Consider the following 20,168-nt stretch of genomic DNA (forward strand, 5'->3'; position numbering starts at 1 on the left):
AATAGATATTAAGGAATGTCAGAAGAAACGGAGTGATCCGGCAGATGACGGAATATCTGAAGCAGAGCAGAACATTACAAAGACAAAAACTGTTGTTTGTCTATGGCATGGTGGTACTTTTTATGATAGGGCTTGCCGGAAGATTGTTATATCTGATGGTAAACAGGGCAGACTATTATGGAGAAAAGGCAAAAGAGGTACATCAGAGGCAGAGAACTGTCAAGGCGGCGAGAGGTATTATCTACGACAGAAATGGTGTGGCGATTGCCTCCAATAAGCCGGTATCCACGATTTCCGTGATTCACAACCAGGTTCAGAATCCCGAAAAGGTGATCCATGTTTTGTCGGAGCTTTTGGAGCTTCCGGAGGAAAAGGTCCGGAAAAGAGTGGAAAAGGTTTCTTCTATCGAAAAGATCAAGTCGAATGTAGATAAGGACATCTCAGACCGGATCCGTGATATGGAGCTTGCAGGCGTGATGGTGGACGAGGACTACAAAAGGTACTATCCTTATTCTGAGTTTGCCTCGAAGGTGATAGGATTTACCGGGGCGGATAATCAGGGAATCATAGGGATGGAGGTGGCTTATGACAAATATCTTCAGGGACAGGATGGAAGCATTCTGACGATGACCACAGCCAGAGGTCTGGAGATTGACGGAAAAGCGGAAGAGCGTATCGAACCCATTGCGGGAACAAATCTTTATACCAGCCTGGATGTCAATATACAGTCTTTTGCACAACAGGCAGCCGGAAAGGTTATGAAGGCGAAGAAGGCTAAAAGTGTCCGGATTGTGATGATGAATCCGCAAAATGGAGAAATCTATGCAATGGTAAATGTTCCGGAGTTTGATCTGAATGATCCGTATACGCTGAATACAACTTCTTCAAAGAATATGTCGGACAAGAAAAAGCAGGAGGCATTGAATGGAATGTGGAGAAATGCCTGCGTCAGTGATACTTATGAGCCGGGTTCCACGTTTAAGGTGATTGTTGCTGCCTCAGCGTTGGAGGCAGGGGTGGTAAAGCTGGAGGATACCTTTCACTGTCCGGGGTTTAAAGTGGTAGAGGATCGCAGGATACGATGCCACAAAACCACAGGCCACGGTTCAGAAACCTTTGTGCAGGGAGTGCAGAATTCCTGTAATCCGGTTTTTATGGAGGTTGGAGCAAGGCTGGGAGTGGATAACATGTTTCACTATCTGCAGCAGCTCGGCATTATGAGCAAGACGGGGATCGATGTACCCGGTGAGGCCTCGACGATCATGCATCGGAAGGAGAATGTAGGTGCAGTGGAGCTTGCAACTATGTCCTTTGGCCAGTCTTTTCAGTTGACGCCGGTCCGCCTTCTTTCTTCTATTAGTATGATACTCAATGGTGGAACCCGGATCACACCTCATTTGGGGGTGGAGCTGGAAAGCAGCGATGGAACCGCTGTGAAAAAGCTGACGTATCCTGCGCAGGAAAATATCATATCTTCCCAGACCTCCGAGACCATGCGGATGATCCTGGAATCTGTTGTATCGGAAGGCTCCGGTAAAAAAGCATATGTGGAAGGATATCAGGTGGGAGCAAAGACGGGAACCTCAGAAAAACTTCCCCGTCACAGTAATAAATATATTGCTTCCTGCATGGGATTCGCTCCGGCAGATCATCCTGTGGTAGCGGCGCTGGTGCTGATTGATGAACCGCAGGGAATTTATTACGGAGGGACGATTGCAGCTCCTGTGATCTCAGAACTGCTGGACAATGCACTGCCATATCTGGGTGTCGAAAGAGGGGAGACCGTGACAGCAGAGCCGGGTTGATTTCTCGTATGGATTGGATTACAATATTCATTACGAATGACAAAATCTCCTATTGAGTATCAAGGTACCGAAAGAATCCGAAATAAGCAAGAGGAGGAATAGCCATGGATTACTTCGATACCGTAATACCGGTACTGCTTTCATTTTCCATCAGCATCATACTCTGTCCGGTGGTGATACCGTTTTTGAAACGGCTCAAATTTGGACAGTATGTGAGAGAGGATGGACCGAGAAGTCATCTGAAAAAGGCAGGAACCCCTACAATGGGAGGACTGATCATACTGATCTCTGTGGCGGTGACATCGTCACTGTATCTGCGGGATTATCCGGAAATTCTTCCGATTCTGTTTTCAACCGTGGGATTTGGATTGATCGGATTTCTGGATGATTATATTAAGGTGGTTATGAGGCGGTCGCTGGGACTTCGTGCGTGGCAGAAGCTGGTATTGCAGTTTGGGGTAACGGTGATATTTGCTTATTATTATACCGAACAGCTGCATTATGAGATGCAGATGCTGATTCCCTTTACCGGTGGGATTGCCACGGGAAGATATATCAGTCTTCCCATAGGACTGTTTCTTCCGTTTTTGTTTTTTGTCATGGTTGGTACGGTGAATGGCACTAATTTTACAGATGGACTGGATGGTCTTGCGTCCAGCGTGACATTATTGGTTGCTGTATTTTTTACGGTAGTGGCGATCGGAACCGGCAGTACGGCAGCTCCGGTGTGTGCGGCGGTAGCAGGAGCGCTTATGGGTTTTCTGGTATTTAACGTATATCCAGCCAGTGTATTTATGGGGGATACCGGATCATTAGCATTAGGAGGTTTTGTTGCATCGACAGCATTATTGTTGAAGATGCCGTTATATATACTGATCGTGGGTGCAATCTATCTGATTGAGGTGTTATCTGTCATTCTTCAGGTAGGATATTTTAAGATCACCCATGGAAAAAGGATTTTTAAAATGGCACCGATCCATCATCATTTCGAACAGAGTGGATGGTCGGAAACCAAGGTGGTAGCTGTTTTTTCGATCGTGACAGCATTGTTCTGTCTGATCGCATTAGCTGCACTGTAAATAAAGGTACAGATGAGATAGGAGGCAATCATGGATTTTACAGACAAAAGAGTTCTTGTAGTGGGAACTGGAGTGAGTGGTGTTGCAGCGATACGGCTTTTGGCTGCCAAGGGAGCAAAGCCGGTGGTATTGGAAGGAAACGAGAAAGCGGACCGGGAGCAGATCCGTGCGAAGATTCCGGAATCGATCACATATGATCTGATCATCGGAAATCTTCCGGAGGAAGTAATGGATACATTGGATCTGGCAGTTTTAAGTCCCGGTGTACCAACAGACCTTCCGTTTGTGATCAAGCTTCAGGACAAAAAGATTCCGGTATGGGGCGAAATTGAGCTGGCCTATGTCTGTGGAAAGGGACGTCTGGCTGCCATTACGGGAACCAATGGCAAAACAACAACGACGGCATTAACCGGTGCGATTATGAGAGAATACTACGACAGTGTATTTGTCGTGGGAAATATCGGTTTACCTTATACAGAGTATGCGCTGGAGATGAAGGATTCTTCTGTGACAGTAGCTGAAGTCAGCAGCTTTCAGTTGGAAACGATTCATTCCTTCCGGCCGGAGGTTAGTGCTATTTTAAATATTACGCCGGATCATCTGAACCGTCATCATACGATGCAGTGTTATATAGATACGAAGGCAAGAATTGCGGAAAACCAGACGAAGGATCAGATCTGTGTGCTGAATTATGAGGATTCGGAGCTGAAAAAGCTGGCAGATAAGATACCTGCGGATATTTTCTGGTTTAGCAGTGCCCGTCCGTTGGAGAGAGGGATCTGGCTTGATGGAGAGGATATTATCTATAAGGATACCGAAGAGATCAAAATATGTACGATCCATGATATGCAGCTTTTAGGAGTACATAATTATGAAAATGTCATGGCGGCAGTTGCCATCACAATGCATATGGGAGTGCCGGTAGAATGTATCCGCAAGGCAATCGCTGAATTTAAGGCGGTGGAGCACCGGATCGAATTTGTCCGGGAAGTTCACGGAGTCAGGTATTATAATGATTCCAAGGGTACCAATCCGGATGCAGCCATCAAAGCAGTGCAGGCAATGGTAACACCGACGGTTGTGATCGGCGGAGGATATGATAAACAGTCCTCCTATGAAGAATGGATTGATTCTTTTGGAGATACTGTAAAATGTCTGGTGCTTCTGGGGGCAACAGCAGACAAGATTGAGGCAACAGCCAGAAAAGCAGGTTTTACCAATATTATCCGTGTGGCGTCGCTGGAGGAAGCTGTTAAGGTCAGTGCAGCACAGGCTCAGAGTGGAGAAGCCGTGCTTTTATCGCCGGCCTGTGCAAGCTGGGATATGTTTAAAAGCTATGAGCAGAGGGGTACCCTGTTTAAAGAATATGTCAATCAATTATAATAAGTCCGGAAGGCATGGGTTTTAATATGGCAAAAGTGCAAAAAAGCAGACAGAAGAGAGAACATTATTATTATCAGTTTGATTATATGCTTTTATTTATGACGGTGGCGATCGCTCTTTTTGGAATATTGATGATCTATAGTGCGAGCTCCTATACCGCATCCACCAGCAGATTCAGTAATCCCTACCGTTTCGTGTCAAGGCAGGCTGTGGGAATGGCCGGTGGCGTTGTGTGCATGCTTTTGATGGCACGGATTGATTACCGGGAGCTGTATCTGAAAAAGATCAATCTGGTTTATGTTTTTTATGCGGTCTGTCTGATCCTGCAGACCATTGTATTGATACCGGGGATTGGTATTGAGCACAATGGAGCAAGAAGATGGCTGAAGATTGGAATGGAGTTTCAGCCGTCCGAGTTTACGAAAATTGGTGTGATCATGTTTGTGGCATATGCCGTCTATTTGTCCCGTAAGCGTCTTGATACCTTTAAGGGATTTTTGAAGGTTATGATGTATATCGCACCGGCGATTCTTTTGATCGCAAAAGAAAATTTAAGTACTGCAATTATTGTGACGGTAATCGCAGTGGGAATGAGCTTTGTGGCAAGTAAGCGTAAACGATACTTTGTTGTCTGTGGTCTGGCAGGCTTCGGACTGGCTGCGGCATATGCCATGATCGGTGGGGGTTTCCGTGCCGGGCGTATCACATCCTGGCTGGATATAGAAAATTCGCCGGGAGGCTTTCAGATTCTTCAGGGGCTTTATGCAATCGCCTCCGGAGGGATCACAGGAAGCGGTCTGGGAGAGAGTATGCAGAAGCTGGGATATATTCCGGAGGCCTACAATGATATGATCTTTGCGGTAATCTGCGAGGAGCTTGGCATTGTCGGTGCTGTACTGGTTATGATCGCATTTTTGGTGCTGCTGTGGCGCATTGTGATCATTGCCTGCAATGCTCCCGATATTTTTGGAAGCATGATCTGTGTAGGAGTAATGATACATATTGCGATTCAAGTGCTTTTCAATATTGCTGTTGTGACTAACACCATTCCATCAACCGGTGTGCCGCTTCCGTTGATCAGTTACGGTGGTACAGCGTGCCTGATCATGATGATGGAATTTGGACTGGTTTTGAGTGTGTCCGCAAGGATAAAGCGCAAATAGGAGGAATTTTTTGAAACACATAAAGATAATTGGTGGAGTGATCCTTGGTCTCTTTTTGATCATCGCCGGTGTATTCTGGTTTTTAAGGATAACAGATGTGACGGTGGAGGGCGGAGAGATTTACTCGGAACAGGAGATCATTTCTTCTGCCATGTCAGACAAATATGATTATCATACTCTTTATTTTCTGGCAAAAAGCAAGCTGGGCCGTGTCTCGTGTCTGCCTTTTGTGCAGGAGATCGATGTGGAATGGAAAAGTCCGTCTGCCGTTGTTCTGCATGTATATGACAAAACAATCAGTGGCTGTGTGAAATATATGGGACAATATATTTATTTCGATAAAGACGGAGTTGTGTTGCAGAGTCTGGCAGAGCCCATGGATGGTGTGCCTGTAGTGACAGGAATCAAATTTGGTAAATTCACGTTGAACGAAGCTTTTGAAGTGAAGGATTCTTCTCTGTTTGAGACGATCATGAACCTGTCCCGTCTGATCAGGCATTATAAAGTACAGGTGGATCAGATCAAGTTTGATGGCAAGAATGTTACACTGTATTCCGGTAAGGTAGAGGTTTATCTGGGACAGAAAGATTTTTATGATGATGATATGGCGGCCCTCGCCAGTGTGTTGAAAAAGACCAACAAAAAGGGACTGGCAGGGACGATCGACATGGAAAATTTCAATTCCGGTGACCGCATTATACTGAAAACTACCGGGGAGGATGCGGATGCGTCGTCAGATACCGGTACAGTGGAACCCTCCGGAGAGGCTGGCACGTCACCGGACGAGGGGAGCGCAGATGACGCTTCCGGAACAGACAGTACCGTATCAGATGATAGTACAGATGCAGATCAGCAGGTAGAACAGTAGGGAGAAAAGAAACAGAAAAAACAAACGTTCTCCTTGATTATTCTACGCATTCTTAGTATTATATAGAGTAGGTTTAGATTGCTGATTTGTTTTCGACAGATTTAGAGGCTTTAGAGATAGGAATTCACTGACAATGACAGAAAAGATAAATTATTTTCAGAAAGAGGAGGAGCAGTCGTGTTAGAGATTAAGACAAGTGAGTCAGATTCATCTGCAAAGATTATAGTAATAGGTGTCGGCGGTGGCGGTAATAATGCAGTTAACCGTATGATCGAGGAAGGAATTCAGGGAGTTGAATTCGTCTGTGTCAATACAGATAAACAGCATTTATTAAACTGTAAGGCACCAAATTGTCTGCAGATTGGTGAGAAGCTGACAAAGGGACTTGGAGCAGGAGCATCTCCGGATATTGGACAGGCGGCTGCAGAGGAGAGTAAGGAAGAGCTTACGGATATTATCCGTGGTGCAGATATGGTATTTGTTACATGTGGAATGGGTGGCGGAACCGGTACGGGTGCAGCACCTGTCGTAGCACAGCTTGCAAAGGACATGGGTATCCTGACTGTTGGTATCGTAACAAAGCCATTTTCCTTTGAGGCCCGTACCAGAATGAACAATGCACAGTCTGGTATCGAGCGGTTAAAGGAGCATGTGGATACATTGATCGTAATTCCGAATGATAAACTGTTACAGATCGTAGACCGCAGAACATCTATGGAGGATGCATTAAAGAAGGCTGATGAGGTGCTTCAGCAGGGTGTTCAGGGTATTACGGATCTGATCAATGTTCCGGGACTGATCAATCTGGACTTTGCAGATGTTCAGACAGTTATGAAGGATAAGGGCATTGCCCATATTGGTATCGGTGTTGGTGAGGGCGATGAGAAGTGCCTGGATGCCGTGAAGCAGGCTATTTCCAGTCCGCTTCTTGAGACTACCATTGAGGGTGCATCTCATGTTATTATCAATATTTCCGGTGATATTACGTTATTTGATGCAAATGACGCAGCTTCTTATATTGAGGAGCTCACAGGTGAGAATTGTAATACGATTTTTGGTGCCGTAGTTGATCCTTCTATGGAAGAAAAAGTCAAGATCACCGTTATCGCTACAGGTCTGGATGAGGAGAAAAATGTCGTTCCTTCCTTTACGAAGACTGCTGTACCGAAGACCAATTTTGCTACGAAGGAAGGTCAGGTTGCATCTTCTGTACAGAAGACAGTTTCCGCACCGTCTATGCAAAAGCCGGCAACCCCTGTTTCTCCGGGAGCAGGAGCCTATAACAGGCAGGCATCTGACAATGGTGAGATTAAGATACCGGTATTTTTACAGAGAAAGAAATAATACATATCTATTGGGGCTGTCGGCGGGCAGCCCCAGTTTTAGTTATATGGGAAATATTTGTAACAAGTGGAAATGAAGGGTAAAATGTTTATATTACCTTTTTATCATATCAGGGAGGAAGCAAGAGATGGATAAGCAGGAAAAAGAAATGGGGCAGGAGGATCGTTTGGAACGGAGAACTGTGACAGATCAGAAAAAGCCGGCTGATATGGATTCTTTGGCGGATCAGGCAGCCGGCAGTGTGACTGCCGAAGCGTTGAAGAAGCTGAGAGTATCTGCAGTGTTTAAGGCACTGATGATATTGCTGGGAGCATTTGTTGTTCAGTTTGTGGCATCCATGCTTTGTATGATCACCGTGGGAGTCTATGTATTGTTTGTGCAGGGAGGAACCAGGAAAGATCTGTCCATGTTGCTGCTGCAGTCTATCAATGATTATTCTATGATCATTTCTCTGGTGTACGCTGTGATTGCTATTGGCTGGTGCGGTACATTATATTACCGATGGCAGTGGAGGGAAAGATCATTTTCCTATAGGGAACGATTGGGTGGTGCGAGAATTGCCGGTGCTTTGGCATTGGGCTTTGGTGCATGTATTGTGCTGACTGTGATCGTGGGGATGGCAGCGCAGCTGTTTCCGTCTGCCTTTTCTTCTTATGAAAAGCTGATGGATACACTGGATATTACGGCCAGCGTCCTTGCGGTTCCTTATGTTATGCTGGTGGGACCTGTGGCAGAGGAATTCATATTCCGCGGTGTGATTTTGGACAGATTGAAACCGGCATTTTCCTTTTGGACGGCAAATGTCATACAGGCGGCATTGTTTGGAATTTTTCATATGAATGTCATACAGGGATTATATGCGTTTGCATTGGGTATCCTATTGGGAATGGTAGTGCAGGTTACGGGAACAATCCTTGCATCCATGATCATGCATATTACATTTAACTCAACCTCCATTGGCCTGAGTCTGTTGGAAACTCATGCACCGGAAGCATATAGCCGGGGATCTGTGTTGATCGTGGCCGGTGCTGCAGTTTGTTTCATTATTGGATTGAGATATTATGCGGGACAGTACAGAAAAAGGGACAGAGCGTGACAGAGGATGGAATATGTAGTATAATAAAGCGTAGAAACAAAGGAAGGCGAAGCAGAAAATAGGAGATGCCTATAATGAGTAATAGAGCACATACAAATACAAAATCAAATATAATCGGTGTTTGTGTTTCACAGCTTCAGAATAAGGAAAATGCAAGTCTGATGCATACGATCTACCAGAGTGCCAGAGAAAACGGATATCGGATCATGGTTTTTGGATGCTTTGATAAGATGGATTTTCCAACACCACATTCCAATGGTGAAGCATCCATTTTTGAGAATATCCCAATGAAAGATCTGGCAGCGTTGATCCTGATGGGACAGACGATCCTTCATAAGGAGCTTTTGTTAAAGCTGCGGGATCAGGCATTGGAAGTGAATACTCCTGTTATTACAGTAGATTATGAGATGGAGGGATGCTTTAATATCTGCCTGGATTATCTGTCATGCTTTAAACGTCTGGTGCGTCATGTCATTGAGGGACATCACAGACATAATCCTTTTTTTATGGCAGGATTTAAAGGCAACTCATTTTCGGAGGAACGCTTGGATGCGTTCCGGGAAGTATTGCAGGAAAATGGAATGCCGGTGAAACCGGAGCATATTGCATATGGAGATTTTTGGAACGGGCCGGCTCGCCGGATCTGTGAAAAATGGCTGGAAAATACAGAGGATTTTCCGGATGCGATCATCTGCGCCAATGATACTATGGCATTAACGGTGATCAATGTTCTGGAAGAGAGGGGATATCACGTGCCGCAGGATGTTATTGTAACAGGCTTTGACGGGATTGATCTGATCCAGTACTGCATTCCACGTCTGACGACGGGACGGGTGGATCAGAAGAAGATTGCAGAACAGATTATCTCTATCATACAGGAAACGGAGGCTGATCCGGAAGCAGCTCCGAGATTCATGCCGGTGCCGTTTCATATTATCAATGGTGAGTCCTGTGGCTGCAAAAAGATACATTTTCAGACTTCAAACCAGCATATCCTTGATGTTTATACCCGCATGCAAATAAAGCAGGCACATATTGAACGGATCTTTCATATGATGACGGAGATGACAGAAGGGCACTCCATGATGAACATTATCAAAAGATTTCCGGAATGTATTCCGGATATGATGACCGGGGACTGCCGGGTTTTTGTCAACAGGGAGTTTTGTATGCATACAGATATTCCATTGCCAAAGGGATTTGAAGAGGATCACGTTCTTCTTCTCATTGAGAGAAAGGATGGGCATATGACCATTCCTTTGCAGGAAATGGAAAATCACAGTATTGACATGATTCCGGATAAAATGCTGGAGAGAAGCAGGTATGTTCTTTATCTTCCGTTGCACTGGCAGGAGGAGGTATACGGATATCTTTTGCTGGAGTGTGGAGATCAGGAGCTGGATTATGAGCGGATGAAGGATTTTATGATGGCAATGGCACAGATCCTTGGTACGGTTAAAAACCAGTCCAAGCTGTATGAGATGTATATTCGTGATGCGCTGACGGGACTTTATAACCGTCGGGGATTTTACGGAGAGTTTGCCCGTCGGATGAGGGAGCTGGAAGGACAAGAACGTCGGATCTTTATGGCTTCTGTTGATCTGGACCATTTGAAAATGATAAATGACACTTATGGACACAGCGAGGGCGATGTGGCGATCAGGGCGATCGCCGATGCATTATCCGAAGCCGCAGGGGAAAAAGGAATCTGCGCCCGGTTTGGTGGAGATGAATATGTTGCGCTGTGCCTTTGGAGTGCTGAGGCGGCACCGGAAGATTTTGTGAAGATTTTTGAAAAGCGGCTTCATTTCTGGATCGATCAGTGGAATGCCACAGAGCAGAAGGCGTATGAGTTGGGAGCAAGCACCGGAATCATTATGGAATCCATACAGAATGTTAATGAGATCGATGAATTGATGAAGAAAGCGGATGACAATATGTATGACTGTAAGGTACGGCATCACAGCATCCGTGCAAGCCGCAGGGAATAGTGTGAGAAACTTGTTAAAGTAACAGATAAATAGCATGAAAGATGGAAAGGATGGTAAATATATGGGAGAAAACATACTCAGCGATGATATGCATATGTATGGCACGGTCTTTTCTGTACTTGGAAAATGTACCGATGATTATCTGTTTGTTCTTGATATCAAAAATGATAAATATGTAATTTCTGATAGTGCGGCAGATGTATTTCCTTTTGAAAAAACGGAACTTTCAGATGCATTTACAGCACTGAAAAGTATAGTATATCCCCAGGATTATCCATTGCTGGTGGCAAATCTGAATCAGATCATTACCGGACAGTCCAAAGAGCATGATATGGAATACCGATGGGTTGGACGGGATGGGAAGCCGGTCTGGATTTCATGCCGCGGACAGGTTGTGGAGGATTCTGACGGAAAGCCTGCATTTTTGGTCGGAAGAATTTCTGACATTGGGAAAAAGAGCAAGATTGATGGAGTGACCGGATTATACAGAGAGCAGATCCTTCAGAAATATATGCGGAGACTTCTGGATGAGGATTGCTTTGAAGGATATTTACTGCAGCTTGGCATTGACAATTTTAAAGAGATCAATGAAAAGTACGGCAATGAGTTTGGAAATGAAATCTTATTAAATCTGGCAGAATGTCTTCGGAGTATCGTGCAGGATAAGGGAAGAGTGTTCCGGATGGGCGGAGATGAGATGATGCTTCTTGTTAAAGGAAACTTCAATGAAAAGAAGGAAGATCCGGCAAAGGAGTTATATAGACAGATTCGGGGAAAAATCGATCATTTGATTTCGCAAAGCGGTCATGTAACGTACTATACGGTATCTGCGGGATGTGTTTATTTTCATAAAGGGGAGCAGGATATTGGAAAGATCATAGAAAGTGCTGGCTTTGCCCTGCATCAGGCAAAGATCGGTGGGAAAAATAACTGTATCAGGTATTCTCATGCGGTATATGAAGAATATGTACATACCCTGGATGTGCAGGAGGAGCTTCGGAAAGACATTGAGAATGATTTTCATGGTTTTGAGTTATACTACCAGCCGGTAGTAAATATTGGCCAAAAGAAGATTCTTGGGGCAGAGGCATTGATCCGCTGGCACAGCTCCAAATTTGGCTTTATGTCTCCGGGACAGTTTATTCCGATGCTGGAGGAAACCGGTTTGATCATTCCGCTGGGAAGATGGATCACCAAAACAGCCATAGAGCAGTGTGTAAAGTGGCAGAAGGTGGTGCCGGGATTCCGGATGAATGTGAATCTGTCCTTTGTGCAGATTAAGAAGAGCAATGCACTGCAGGATATTCTGTTTCTGATCCATACACTGAATGTAGATAAAAATGTTTTGATGATCGAGGTGACAGAGAGCGGGGAGATTGAGAGCAGCGTGGCGGCCAAAGTGCTTCGTTCCTTTAAGGACGAGTCTATTCCGCTGGCAATTGATGATTTCGGTACAGGGTATTCCAATTTGCGGTATGTCAAGGATATGACCTTTGATCTGGTGAAGATTGATCAGTCCTTTATCCGGAATATTATCAATAGCAAGTATGATTATCTGGTGGTAAAGCAGTTTACAGAACTGGCACATTCCTTAAATCTGACGGTTTGTTATGAGGGTGTAGAGGACGAGGAGGTTTTTCGCTGTGTGCTGGATCTGAAGCCGGATTATATTCAGGGATATTATTTTTCAAAACCGGTACCGGCAGCAGAGTTTGAGGAAAAATGTCTGAATCAACAGGTGGAGTTTTGAGTATTGTGTCAAATTGGCAGATCAGCCTGGAACAGATAAAAGACCAGATACAGAATAAAAGCGTAAAGCGCAGAAAGAGGAAAAATATGGCTTGGTATGATAGTGCAGTATTTTATCACATATATCCGTTGGGATTATGTGGATGCAGTAAGGAAAATACAGGAATAGCAGAGGCGCATTTTGATCAGTTGAAGCAGTGGGCAAAGCATGCCTGTGATATGGGATTTACGGCGATTTATATTGGACCGTTATTTGAGTCTGTGGGACATGGTTATGAGACAACAGATTATAAAAAAGTAGATATCCGTCTTGGAACCAATGAAGATTTCCGTGATTTTGTGGATTACTGTCACGGGATGGGTGTGAAGGTAGTTGTAGACGGAGTATTTAATCATGTGGGACGTCGTTTTTTTGCATTTGAGGATTTGCAGAAAAACAGAGAAGGCTCGCCATACCGTGACTGGTTCTGCAACGTGAATTTTGGTGCCAACAATGAATATAATGATGGATTTTCCTATGAAAACTGGGGAGGATATAATCTGTTAGTAAAATTAAATCAAAGAAATCCGGAGGTGATGCAGTATCTTTTTGATGTGATCCGTTTCTGGATCGATACCTTTGATATTGATGGAATCCGTCTGGATGCAGCAGATGTACTTGATTTTGATTTTATGAAACGGATGCGCTATGAGACCTCCCGGATGAAAGAGGATTTCTGGCTTATGGGTGAGGTGATCCATGGAGATTACAGCAGATGGGTCAACGATGAGACACTTCATTGTGTAACCAATTATGAGCTTCATAAGGGACTTTATTCCGGGCACAATGACCACAATTATTTTGAAATCGCCCATACGATCCGCCGCTTAAATGATATCTGCAGGGGAAGACGTCTGTACACCTTTGCGGACAATCATGATGTGGAAAGGATTTATACCAAACTGAATCAGAAGGAGCACTTAAAGCTTGTTACTCTGCTTGTATATACCTTATATGGCATTCCATCGGTTTATTATGGATCGGAGTTTGGAATTGAAGGGAATAAGGAACAGGGCTCTGACTGGAATCTTCGTCCATATCTGGATCTGTCCGATTTTGCGGACGCAGAAAAGACGAATCCGGTGACGGCACTTTGTGCCAGACTTGGTGCCCTGAAAAAGGAATATCCGGAGCTTACCTATGGAGAATATAAAGAACTTCATCTGACAAATCGCCAGTTTGCTTATGGCAGAGTTTTGGACGGAAATTGCATAGTGACAGCGTTAAACTGTGATGATGCGCCGGCGGACCTGGAGTTTGGTGTACCGGCAGATGGCAATGTAACGGATCTGCTGGGATGCAGTGAAAATGTCCGTTATGAAAATGGAAGAATAAGTGTAACACTTCCTGCAAATACTGGAACTGTACTATATATTGGACAGAAGAAGGTGGAGGAGCCTGAGGATACAGCCTGGAAGGAGCAGACCATGGAAGCTGAGCCGGATACTCCGGATATGCAGGCTGCCGGAATTTCAGAACAAGAGCTTTCACAGACTGCGGAAGAAGCAGAGAAGCCGGAAGCTGCGGAGCAGACGGTTTCGAGTGAGTCCGTAAAATCGGACAGTATAAAGCCGCGGATATCAGGTATTGTTTTAATGACCGAGGATATGGGCAGAATGATTGAATTTTACCGGAATGCGCTGGAATTTAATCTGGAGATGCAGGGCAGCAGAGCATATTTTGAAAAGGACGGCATCATTTTGACTATGGCAGGGCGCAGGGATTATGAACGGCTGACATGCCGTGGATATGGATACGGTGGAGGTGTTACCAATCATTTTCATCTTCGGATTACGGTGAATGATGTGGATACTATGCTCCAGAAATGTCTCGGATGTGGGGCGCAGCAGGTGACAGCTCCGGGAAATAATGAATGGGGTGAGTATACATCCTGTGTGGCTGATCCCGATGGTAATATTATTGAGTTGGTAAAGGAGAACGACCGTGGCTAGAAGAGATAAAGTAAATTATTATCTGGATCTTGCAGATGTGGTGTCAAAGCGGGGAACCTGCCTGCGGAGACATTATGGTGCTGTTATCGTGAAAAATGATGAGGTGATCTCTACCGGATATGTAGGAGCCCCGAGAGGACGGAAAAACTGCAGTGATCTGGGGCGATGCATCCGGCAGGAAATGGAAATACCGCGGGGAGAGAGGTATGAGCTCTGTCGTAGTGTTCATGCTGAGGCTAATGCCATTATCAGTGCAGAACGGGAAAAGATGATCGGAAGTACCCTTTACCTGTCCGGCAGGGAAGTGGCAACAGGGCAGTATGTGAAGAATTCCAACAGCTGTTCCATGTGTAAAAAGATGATCATCAATGCAGGCATCGAAAAAGTTGTGATCCGCGATACAGAGGAGGATTACCGGGAGATTCTGGTGCAGGAGTGGATCGATCATGATGATTCTCTGGAGGGAGTCCGGGGATATTAGAAAAAATCGTAAGCCAAAAATCGCATCTTTGTTTCATGTATCAAAGATGCGATTTTTGATCTGTAGTAATTTTTATTTTAGTTTAAATAAAATACAGCAGCCCCATGTTTTTTCAGGGATACATTGATGGTTTCTGCAATTTCTGATGTCTGTCCGCTCCAAAGTTCGGTGGAGTGTACCGGATGGTAGATTTCCAGATCCTGCAATGGGATACGGACGGAGCTGTCCTGTTCGCCGGTGTTAAAAATAACGGCATACTGGCCGCCCTCGCTGCTGACAGCTGTCCAAAGGATATGCTCGGTGCCATCTATGTCCTTCTGCCATACCGGATGGGAATGGCGGGCATTGCGGTGCATTTTCAGAATATCTTCATTTGTGATCAATCCCATCGTGAAATCGTCAAATTTCGTCATTTCCCCACCGATGATCAGAGGAGAACGGAAAATACTCCACAGAGACATCATGGTAATCTGCTCGTCCTGTGTGAATTCGGTACTGAGGGAAGGATCATAATCCTGCTTGATCGGTCCGATCGGCAACATGTCTGCATCCGGCCAGCATCCGTTACCGGCATGGATACACCATTCTCTGGCACGGTCAAACATCTCATAAAGCTGTGGCCAGGAGTCCCAGAAATCATCAGTGATACGCCACATATTGGATGTCTGTTTGTAAAGCTCTGCTTTTTCTAACAGGGCCGGACCCGGAGAAAGACTCAGGATCATATCCCGCCCACAGTCCTGCAGGGACCGGGACAGAAGGATCAGCTCGGTTTCCTCATGAGGAAGCTCTCTGGCGATATCATCACATTTGATAAAATCAACGCCCCAGGAAGCATAAAGTGTAAAAAGACTGTCATAGTATGCTTTGGCTCCCTCTGCCTCAGGATTTACACCATACATATCGGTGTTCCAGTGACAGATACTGTCGGTTTTGGCAATCTGGCGGGCTGTTTGTGTGCTTCCAAGGATCGGGGTATTCTGATGGACAGCCTGACGGGGAATGCCTCTCATAATATGGATGCCAAATTTCAGCCCAAGAGAGTGGACATATTCTGCCAGCGGCGCAAAGCCTTTTCCATCTGCTGAGGAAGGAAAACGGTTGACTGCCGGGATCAGACGGGAGTATTCATCCATACAAAGTTCTGTAAATGGGTGATACTCATGATTTTCGGCTGTCGGTTCCGCCCACTGAATATCTACGGTGATGTATTCCCAGCCGTATTGTTTCAGATGCTCTGCCATAAAAGCTGCATTCTGGCGGACAATATCCTCTGTGACAGCGGCACCATAGCAGTCCCAGCTGTTCCACCCCATCGGTGCGGTTTGTGTTTTATACATAAATTCCTCCATTAATATTTCTATTGACAAAGGCTTGATACGACCTGATTGATGATCTTGCCATCTGCCTTGCCTTTAAGTTCACCCATAACAGCCTTCATGATCTGTCCTTTATTTTTGGTTGCGATCACATCGGCAAATTTCTCATTGATAATGCTGCGGATCTCTTCCTCCGATAACTGCTTTGGTGCATATTCCTCCATAACAGAAAGAGTGAAAGTATATTCATCCTTCAGATCGGTACGGTCAGCGGGACATGTATCAATCTGTTCCTTGACGCTTTTAATCTCTTTTAAGATTGCGCGGTCTACCAGTTCCTCCGGAATATCCTCACGGCATCCCTCATCGATTGCCAGCTTCTTTGTGGCGGATACCAGTACAGAGATTGCTTCCTTACGTTCCTTTTCTCTTGCTTTCATAGCGGCGATCATCGCCTTTTGTAATGTTTCAAACTGCATAATAAAAACCTCCTTAATTAAGACTCTACTTAAGAGTATACCATAAAATCGTTATGTAGATAGAAAATTTGTATATGAAATTTGATAATTTGGATACGGATGTGTAGATTCTTAAAAGATATCATGATATATAAATGAAACGAATTCACTTACGAAATGAATGAAATTAAACATTTTCGCTTTACAATTATCGACATCCATATATAATAGTTAATGTTGCATCATTTTTTCAGTAATGAGGCAAATGTGATAAAGTTTATTATTTATGTGGAAAGGTTTGGTTATCAACATGAAAAATGGAATTGAGATCAGATGGCATGGCCGTGGTGGTCAGGGAGCAAAGACAGCAGCACTTCTGTTAGCTGATGTTGCATTCAAGACAGGACAGAATGTACAGGGATTTCCGGAATATGGTCCGGAGCGAATGGGAGCCCCGATCACAGCATATAACCGGATCAGCTCGGATACGATTCGAGTTCATTCCAATATATATCATCCGGATTATGTAGTAGTGGTTGATGAGACATTGCTGGCGTCTGTGGACGTTACAGCAGGATTGAAAAAGACCGGTGCTATCATTATCAATACGCCGAAGTCCAAAGAAGAAGTGATGGATGAGCTGGAAGATTATGAGGGCAGAGTTTATACTGTAGATGCCAGAAAGATTTCGGTGGAGACATTGGGAAAGAACTTCCCGAACTCGCCAATGCTTGCTGCTGCCGTTGCCGTCAGCAACATTATGCCGCGAGACAAGTTTATTCACGAGATGAGAGCATCTTATGAGCATAAATTTGCCAAAAAGCCGGAGGTTATCGACGGCAACATGAAGGCTTTGGAGCGTGCTTATGATGTGGTGGAGGAAGCCATTGAGGAGTATAACCAGATGTCTGCATAATATGATGCCGGGCTCAAAGGCAGATAGCGATGCATGTATCAACTATAGAAATGGAAACGGAGAATACAATGAGAACAGATATTACCAAGATTAATGAGAAATCTCCACATACCGAACTCACGGAAGGGTTGATGGTATTTGCCGGTGGAACATCCAGGCTGTTTCACACAGGGGAGTGGAGAACAAATACACCGGTTTTTCATGAGGATTTATGTAAACAATGTCTTTTATGCGCACCGGTCTGCCCGGATGGAAGTATTCCGGTAAAGGACAGTAAGCGTGGGGCATTTGATTATGATCACTGTAAGGGCTGCGGAATCTGCGAGAGAGTATGCCCGTTTGGTGCGATCGAGATGAAGGAGGGAAATACGAATGGCAATTAAAGAGCGTATGTCAGGAAATGAGGCGGTTGCTTATGCGATTCGTCAGGTGAACCCGGATGTTATGCCGGCATTCCCGATCACACCATCGACAGAGATTCCACAGATGGTATCTACATATATTGCAAACGGAGAGATGGATACAGAGTTTATCCCGGTAGAGAGCGAACATTCTTCCATGAGTGCTGCGATAGGAGCAGAGGCAGCAGGTGCGAGAAGTCTGACCGCTACATCTTCCGCAGGATTGGCATTGATGTGGGAGGAGCTTCTGCTTGCCGCATCAAACCGTATGCCGCTGGCTTTAACACTGGTAAACCGTACTCTTTCCGGACCGATCAATATCAACTGCGATCATTCGGATGGTATGGGAGCCAGAGATACGGGATGGATCCAAATCTATGCAGAGAACAATCAGGAAGCCTATGATAACTTTATTCAGGCATATCCGATCGCTGAGGATGCCAGAGTGCATCTGCCGATCATGGTTTGTCAGGATGGCTTTATTACCAGTCACGCGGTAGAGAATATTGAGCTTCTGGAGGATGAGCTGGTAAAAGATTTTGTTGGAGAATATGAGCCGGAGGAGTATCTTCTGAATCCGGGGAAACCGATCGCAGTGGGACCATATTCCATTTCCAACTATGCTATGGAAGCCAAAAAGAACCAGGAGATTGCTTTGGAGAACTCTAAGGAGGTTATCCTGGAGGTGGCAGAGAAGTTTAAAAAGCTTTCCGGCAGAGGCTTTGGTCTTTTTGAGGAATACCGCACAGAGGATGCCGATTATATTATGCTTCTGATGGGGTCCGCTGCGGGAACTGCAAAACAGGCAGTGGATGAGATGAGAGAGCAGGGCAAAAAGGTGGGAGTATTAAAGCTTCGCGTGTTCCGTCCGTTCCCTGCCAAAGAGATTGCGGAAGCGTTAAAGAACTGCAAAGCAGTAGCAATCATGGATCGTTGTGAGAGCTACAATGGCAATGGTGGACCTTTGGGAAGCGAAGTGACCGCCGGTCTGTTCCGTCATAAGGTAATGATCGAGGCAGTCAATTATATTTATGGTCTGGCAGGACGTGATTTTACTGTCAGCGATGCCGTTCATGTCTTTGAGGAGCTTGCGGATGCTGTAGAGAATGGCAAAGAGGTTGAGCAGTTCCAGTACATCCGTTTACGGTAAGAAGAGCCATCAGATTAAGGAGAGAAAATATGAGCGATTACAGTTTAAAAAATATAATGAATAAGCCGGAACGTCTGGCACCGGGACATCGTATGTGCGCCGGATGTGGTGCTACCATTGCAGTGCGTGCTGTGCTTCGTGCCCTGCATGAGGATGACCATGCCGTGATCGGCAATGCGACAGGATGCCTGGAGGTTTCTTCCTTTATGTATCCGTATACGGCTTGGGAGGACAGCTATATTCATAATGCCTTCGAGAATGCAGGAGCTACGTTAAGCGGCGTGGAGACGGCTTATAATGCCCTTAAAAAGAGAGGAAAGCTTCCAGAGGATGAGAATTTTAAATTTATTACCTTTGGTGGAGACGGAGGTACCTATGATATTGGTTTCCAGTCGCTTTCCGGAGCAATGGAGCGTGGCCATGATATGGTTTATGTCTGTTATGACAATGGTGCTTATATGAATACCGGTATCCAGCGTTCGTCTGCAACACCAATGTATGCGGATACCACAACAACACCGGTAGGAAAGCAGTCCGATGGTAAAATGCAGAATCGTAAGGATCTGGCAAGTATTATTGCAGATCATGATGTGGCATATGTGGGACAAACCACATTTACATCTGATTTTAAGGATCTTCACAGTAAGGCAAATAAGGCAATCTACACCGAGGGACCTTGCTTTTTAAATATTATGACACCATGTCCGAGAGGCTGGAGATATGATACGCCGGATATTATGAAGATCTGCAAGCTGGCGATCGACACATGCTACTGGCCAATGTTTGAGGTGGATCATGGAAAGTGGAAACTGACCTATGAGCCGAAAAAGAAGCTGCCGATTGAGGATTTTCTTCGTCCGCAGGGAAGATTTAAGCACCTGTTTAAGAAAGGAAACGAGGATCTGATCGTACAGTTTCAGGAGGAAGTAGACAGACGCTGGGAAGATCTGTTATATAAATGTGCGAGATAGAG

17 protein-coding genes are annotated in these 20,168 nt (G+C 45.1%); 15 read left to right on the plus strand and 2 right to left on the minus strand.

What is annotated here, in order from left to right; genetic code table 11:
• The first annotated feature begins 44 nt into the window (after positions 1-44).
• The 11 genes from H8704_RS10110 to H8704_RS10160 all read left to right on the plus strand — a co-directional run bounded on the left by H8704_RS10110 (position 45) and on the right by H8704_RS10160 (position 14,951).
• On the plus strand, positions 45-1,805 hold the full coding sequence (locus H8704_RS10110; RefSeq protein WP_249298227.1) for a peptidoglycan D,D-transpeptidase FtsI family protein: 1,761 nt from the start codon (positions 45-47) through the stop codon (positions 1,803-1,805).
• Between the two features lie 104 nt (positions 1,806-1,909).
• Positions 1,910-2,884 (plus strand): phospho-N-acetylmuramoyl-pentapeptide-transferase, encoded by a 975-nt coding sequence (gene mraY / locus H8704_RS10115; RefSeq protein ID WP_118678757.1) that lies wholly within the window; start codon positions 1,910-1,912, stop codon positions 2,882-2,884.
• Between the two features lie 30 nt (positions 2,885-2,914).
• Positions 2,915-4,267 (plus strand): UDP-N-acetylmuramoyl-L-alanine--D-glutamate ligase, encoded by a 1,353-nt coding sequence (murD, locus tag H8704_RS10120; protein ID WP_022464672.1) that lies wholly within the window; start codon positions 2,915-2,917, stop codon positions 4,265-4,267.
• Positions 4,268-4,293: 26 nt separating this feature from the next.
• Positions 4,294-5,430, plus strand: coding sequence for an FtsW/RodA/SpoVE family cell cycle protein (locus H8704_RS10125; RefSeq protein ID WP_249298198.1), 1,137 nt, complete (start codon positions 4,294-4,296; stop codon positions 5,428-5,430).
• Positions 5,431-5,440: 10 nt separating this feature from the next.
• Positions 5,441-6,298: a cell division protein FtsQ/DivIB gene (locus H8704_RS10130; protein WP_249298199.1), complete on the plus strand. Its 858-nt coding sequence runs from the start codon at positions 5,441-5,443 to the stop codon at positions 6,296-6,298.
• A 177-nt stretch (positions 6,299-6,475) separates the two neighbouring features.
• A complete protein-coding gene (gene ftsZ, locus H8704_RS10135) occupies positions 6,476-7,642 on the plus strand; it encodes a cell division protein FtsZ (RefSeq protein ID WP_249298200.1) in 1,167 nt (388 codons plus the stop codon).
• Positions 7,643-7,769: 127 nt separating this feature from the next.
• Entirely contained in the window at positions 7,770-8,738 is a 969-nt protein-coding gene (locus tag H8704_RS10140) for a type II CAAX endopeptidase family protein (protein WP_249298201.1), read from the plus strand.
• Positions 8,739-8,812: 74 nt separating this feature from the next.
• Entirely contained in the window at positions 8,813-10,729 is a 1,917-nt protein-coding gene (locus H8704_RS10145; protein ID WP_249298202.1) for a GGDEF domain-containing protein, read from the plus strand.
• A gap of 34 nt (positions 10,730-10,763) precedes the next feature.
• Positions 10,764-12,479, plus strand: coding sequence for a bifunctional diguanylate cyclase/phosphodiesterase (locus tag H8704_RS10150; protein WP_118678767.1), 1,716 nt, complete (start codon positions 10,764-10,766; stop codon positions 12,477-12,479).
• A gap of 86 nt (positions 12,480-12,565) precedes the next feature.
• Positions 12,566-14,470: an alpha-amylase family glycosyl hydrolase gene (locus tag H8704_RS10155; protein WP_249298203.1), complete on the plus strand. Its 1,905-nt coding sequence runs from the start codon at positions 12,566-12,568 to the stop codon at positions 14,468-14,470.
• Complete coding sequence (locus tag H8704_RS10160; protein WP_022464680.1) at positions 14,463-14,951, plus strand: deoxycytidylate deaminase; 489 nt, start codon at positions 14,463-14,465, stop codon at positions 14,949-14,951. Before H8704_RS10155 ends, H8704_RS10160 begins: the two co-directional genes overlap by 8 nt.
• Before the next feature lie 77 nt (positions 14,952-15,028).
• On the opposite strand, the gene H8704_RS10165 is transcribed toward H8704_RS10160, so the two are convergent.
• Positions 15,029-16,291, minus strand: coding sequence for a glycoside hydrolase family 27 protein (locus H8704_RS10165; protein ID WP_249298204.1), 1,263 nt, complete (start codon positions 16,289-16,291; stop codon positions 15,029-15,031).
• Between the two features lie 20 nt (positions 16,292-16,311).
• Complete coding sequence (locus tag H8704_RS10170) at positions 16,312-16,749, minus strand: GatB/YqeY domain-containing protein (RefSeq protein WP_249298205.1); 438 nt, start codon at positions 16,747-16,749, stop codon at positions 16,312-16,314.
• 289 nt (positions 16,750-17,038) lie between these two features.
• Between H8704_RS10170 and H8704_RS10175 the strand changes: the two genes are divergently transcribed.
• The 4 genes from H8704_RS10175 (at position 17,039) to H8704_RS10190 (ending at position 20,166) form a co-directional block, all read left to right on the plus strand.
• The gene (locus H8704_RS10175; RefSeq protein WP_249298206.1) at positions 17,039-17,644 is read left to right on the plus strand and encodes a 2-oxoacid:acceptor oxidoreductase family protein; all 606 of its coding nucleotides are present in this window, start codon (positions 17,039-17,041) and stop codon (positions 17,642-17,644) included.
• A 68-nt stretch (positions 17,645-17,712) separates the two neighbouring features.
• Complete coding sequence (locus H8704_RS10180; RefSeq protein ID WP_118678783.1) at positions 17,713-18,027, plus strand: 4Fe-4S binding protein; 315 nt, start codon at positions 17,713-17,715, stop codon at positions 18,025-18,027.
• Positions 18,017-19,195 (plus strand): pyruvate ferredoxin oxidoreductase, encoded by a 1,179-nt coding sequence (gene porA / locus H8704_RS10185; protein WP_118689588.1) that lies wholly within the window; start codon positions 18,017-18,019, stop codon positions 19,193-19,195. The genes H8704_RS10180 and porA overlap by 11 nt, the downstream gene beginning before the upstream one ends.
• A gap of 29 nt (positions 19,196-19,224) precedes the next feature.
• Positions 19,225-20,166: a thiamine pyrophosphate-dependent enzyme gene (locus H8704_RS10190; RefSeq protein ID WP_118678771.1), complete on the plus strand. Its 942-nt coding sequence runs from the start codon at positions 19,225-19,227 to the stop codon at positions 20,164-20,166.
• Positions 20,167-20,168 lie beyond the last annotated feature (2 nt).

The organism is Jutongia huaianensis (genome assembly GCF_014384985.1).
GTDB classification, from domain to species: Bacteria; Bacillota; Clostridia; order Lachnospirales; family Lachnospiraceae; genus Jutongia; species Jutongia huaianensis.

Bases quoted from the DNA above. Each gene is read 5' to 3' on its own strand.
- H8704_RS10110 (WP_249298227.1), top strand. From the start codon at position 45: ATGACGGAATATCTGAAGCAGAGCAGAACATTACAAAGACAAAAACTG.
- mraY (WP_118678757.1), top strand. From the start codon at position 1,910: ATGGATTACTTCGATACCGTAATACCGGTACTGCTTTCATTTTCCATC.
- murD (WP_022464672.1), top strand. From the start codon at position 2,915: ATGGATTTTACAGACAAAAGAGTTCTTGTAGTGGGAACTGGAGTGAGT.
- H8704_RS10125 (WP_249298198.1), top strand. From the start codon at position 4,294: ATGGCAAAAGTGCAAAAAAGCAGACAGAAGAGAGAACATTATTATTAT.
- H8704_RS10140 (WP_249298201.1), top strand. From the start codon at position 7,770: ATGGATAAGCAGGAAAAAGAAATGGGGCAGGAGGATCGTTTGGAACGG.
- H8704_RS10145 (WP_249298202.1), top strand. From the start codon at position 8,813: ATGAGTAATAGAGCACATACAAATACAAAATCAAATATAATCGGTGTT.
- H8704_RS10150 (WP_118678767.1), top strand. From the start codon at position 10,764: ATGAAAGATGGAAAGGATGGTAAATATATGGGAGAAAACATACTCAGC.
- H8704_RS10155 (WP_249298203.1), top strand. From the start codon at position 12,566: ATGGCTTGGTATGATAGTGCAGTATTTTATCACATATATCCGTTGGGA.
- H8704_RS10165 (WP_249298204.1), bottom strand. From the start codon at position 16,291: ATGTATAAAACACAAACCGCACCGATGGGGTGGAACAGCTGGGACTGC.
- H8704_RS10170 (WP_249298205.1), bottom strand. From the start codon at position 16,749: ATGCAGTTTGAAACATTACAAAAGGCGATGATCGCCGCTATGAAAGCA.
- H8704_RS10175 (WP_249298206.1), top strand. From the start codon at position 17,039: ATGAAAAATGGAATTGAGATCAGATGGCATGGCCGTGGTGGTCAGGGA.
- H8704_RS10180 (WP_118678783.1), top strand. From the start codon at position 17,713: ATGAGAACAGATATTACCAAGATTAATGAGAAATCTCCACATACCGAA.
- porA (WP_118689588.1), top strand. From the start codon at position 18,017: ATGGCAATTAAAGAGCGTATGTCAGGAAATGAGGCGGTTGCTTATGCG.
- H8704_RS10190 (WP_118678771.1), top strand. From the start codon at position 19,225: ATGAGCGATTACAGTTTAAAAAATATAATGAATAAGCCGGAACGTCTG.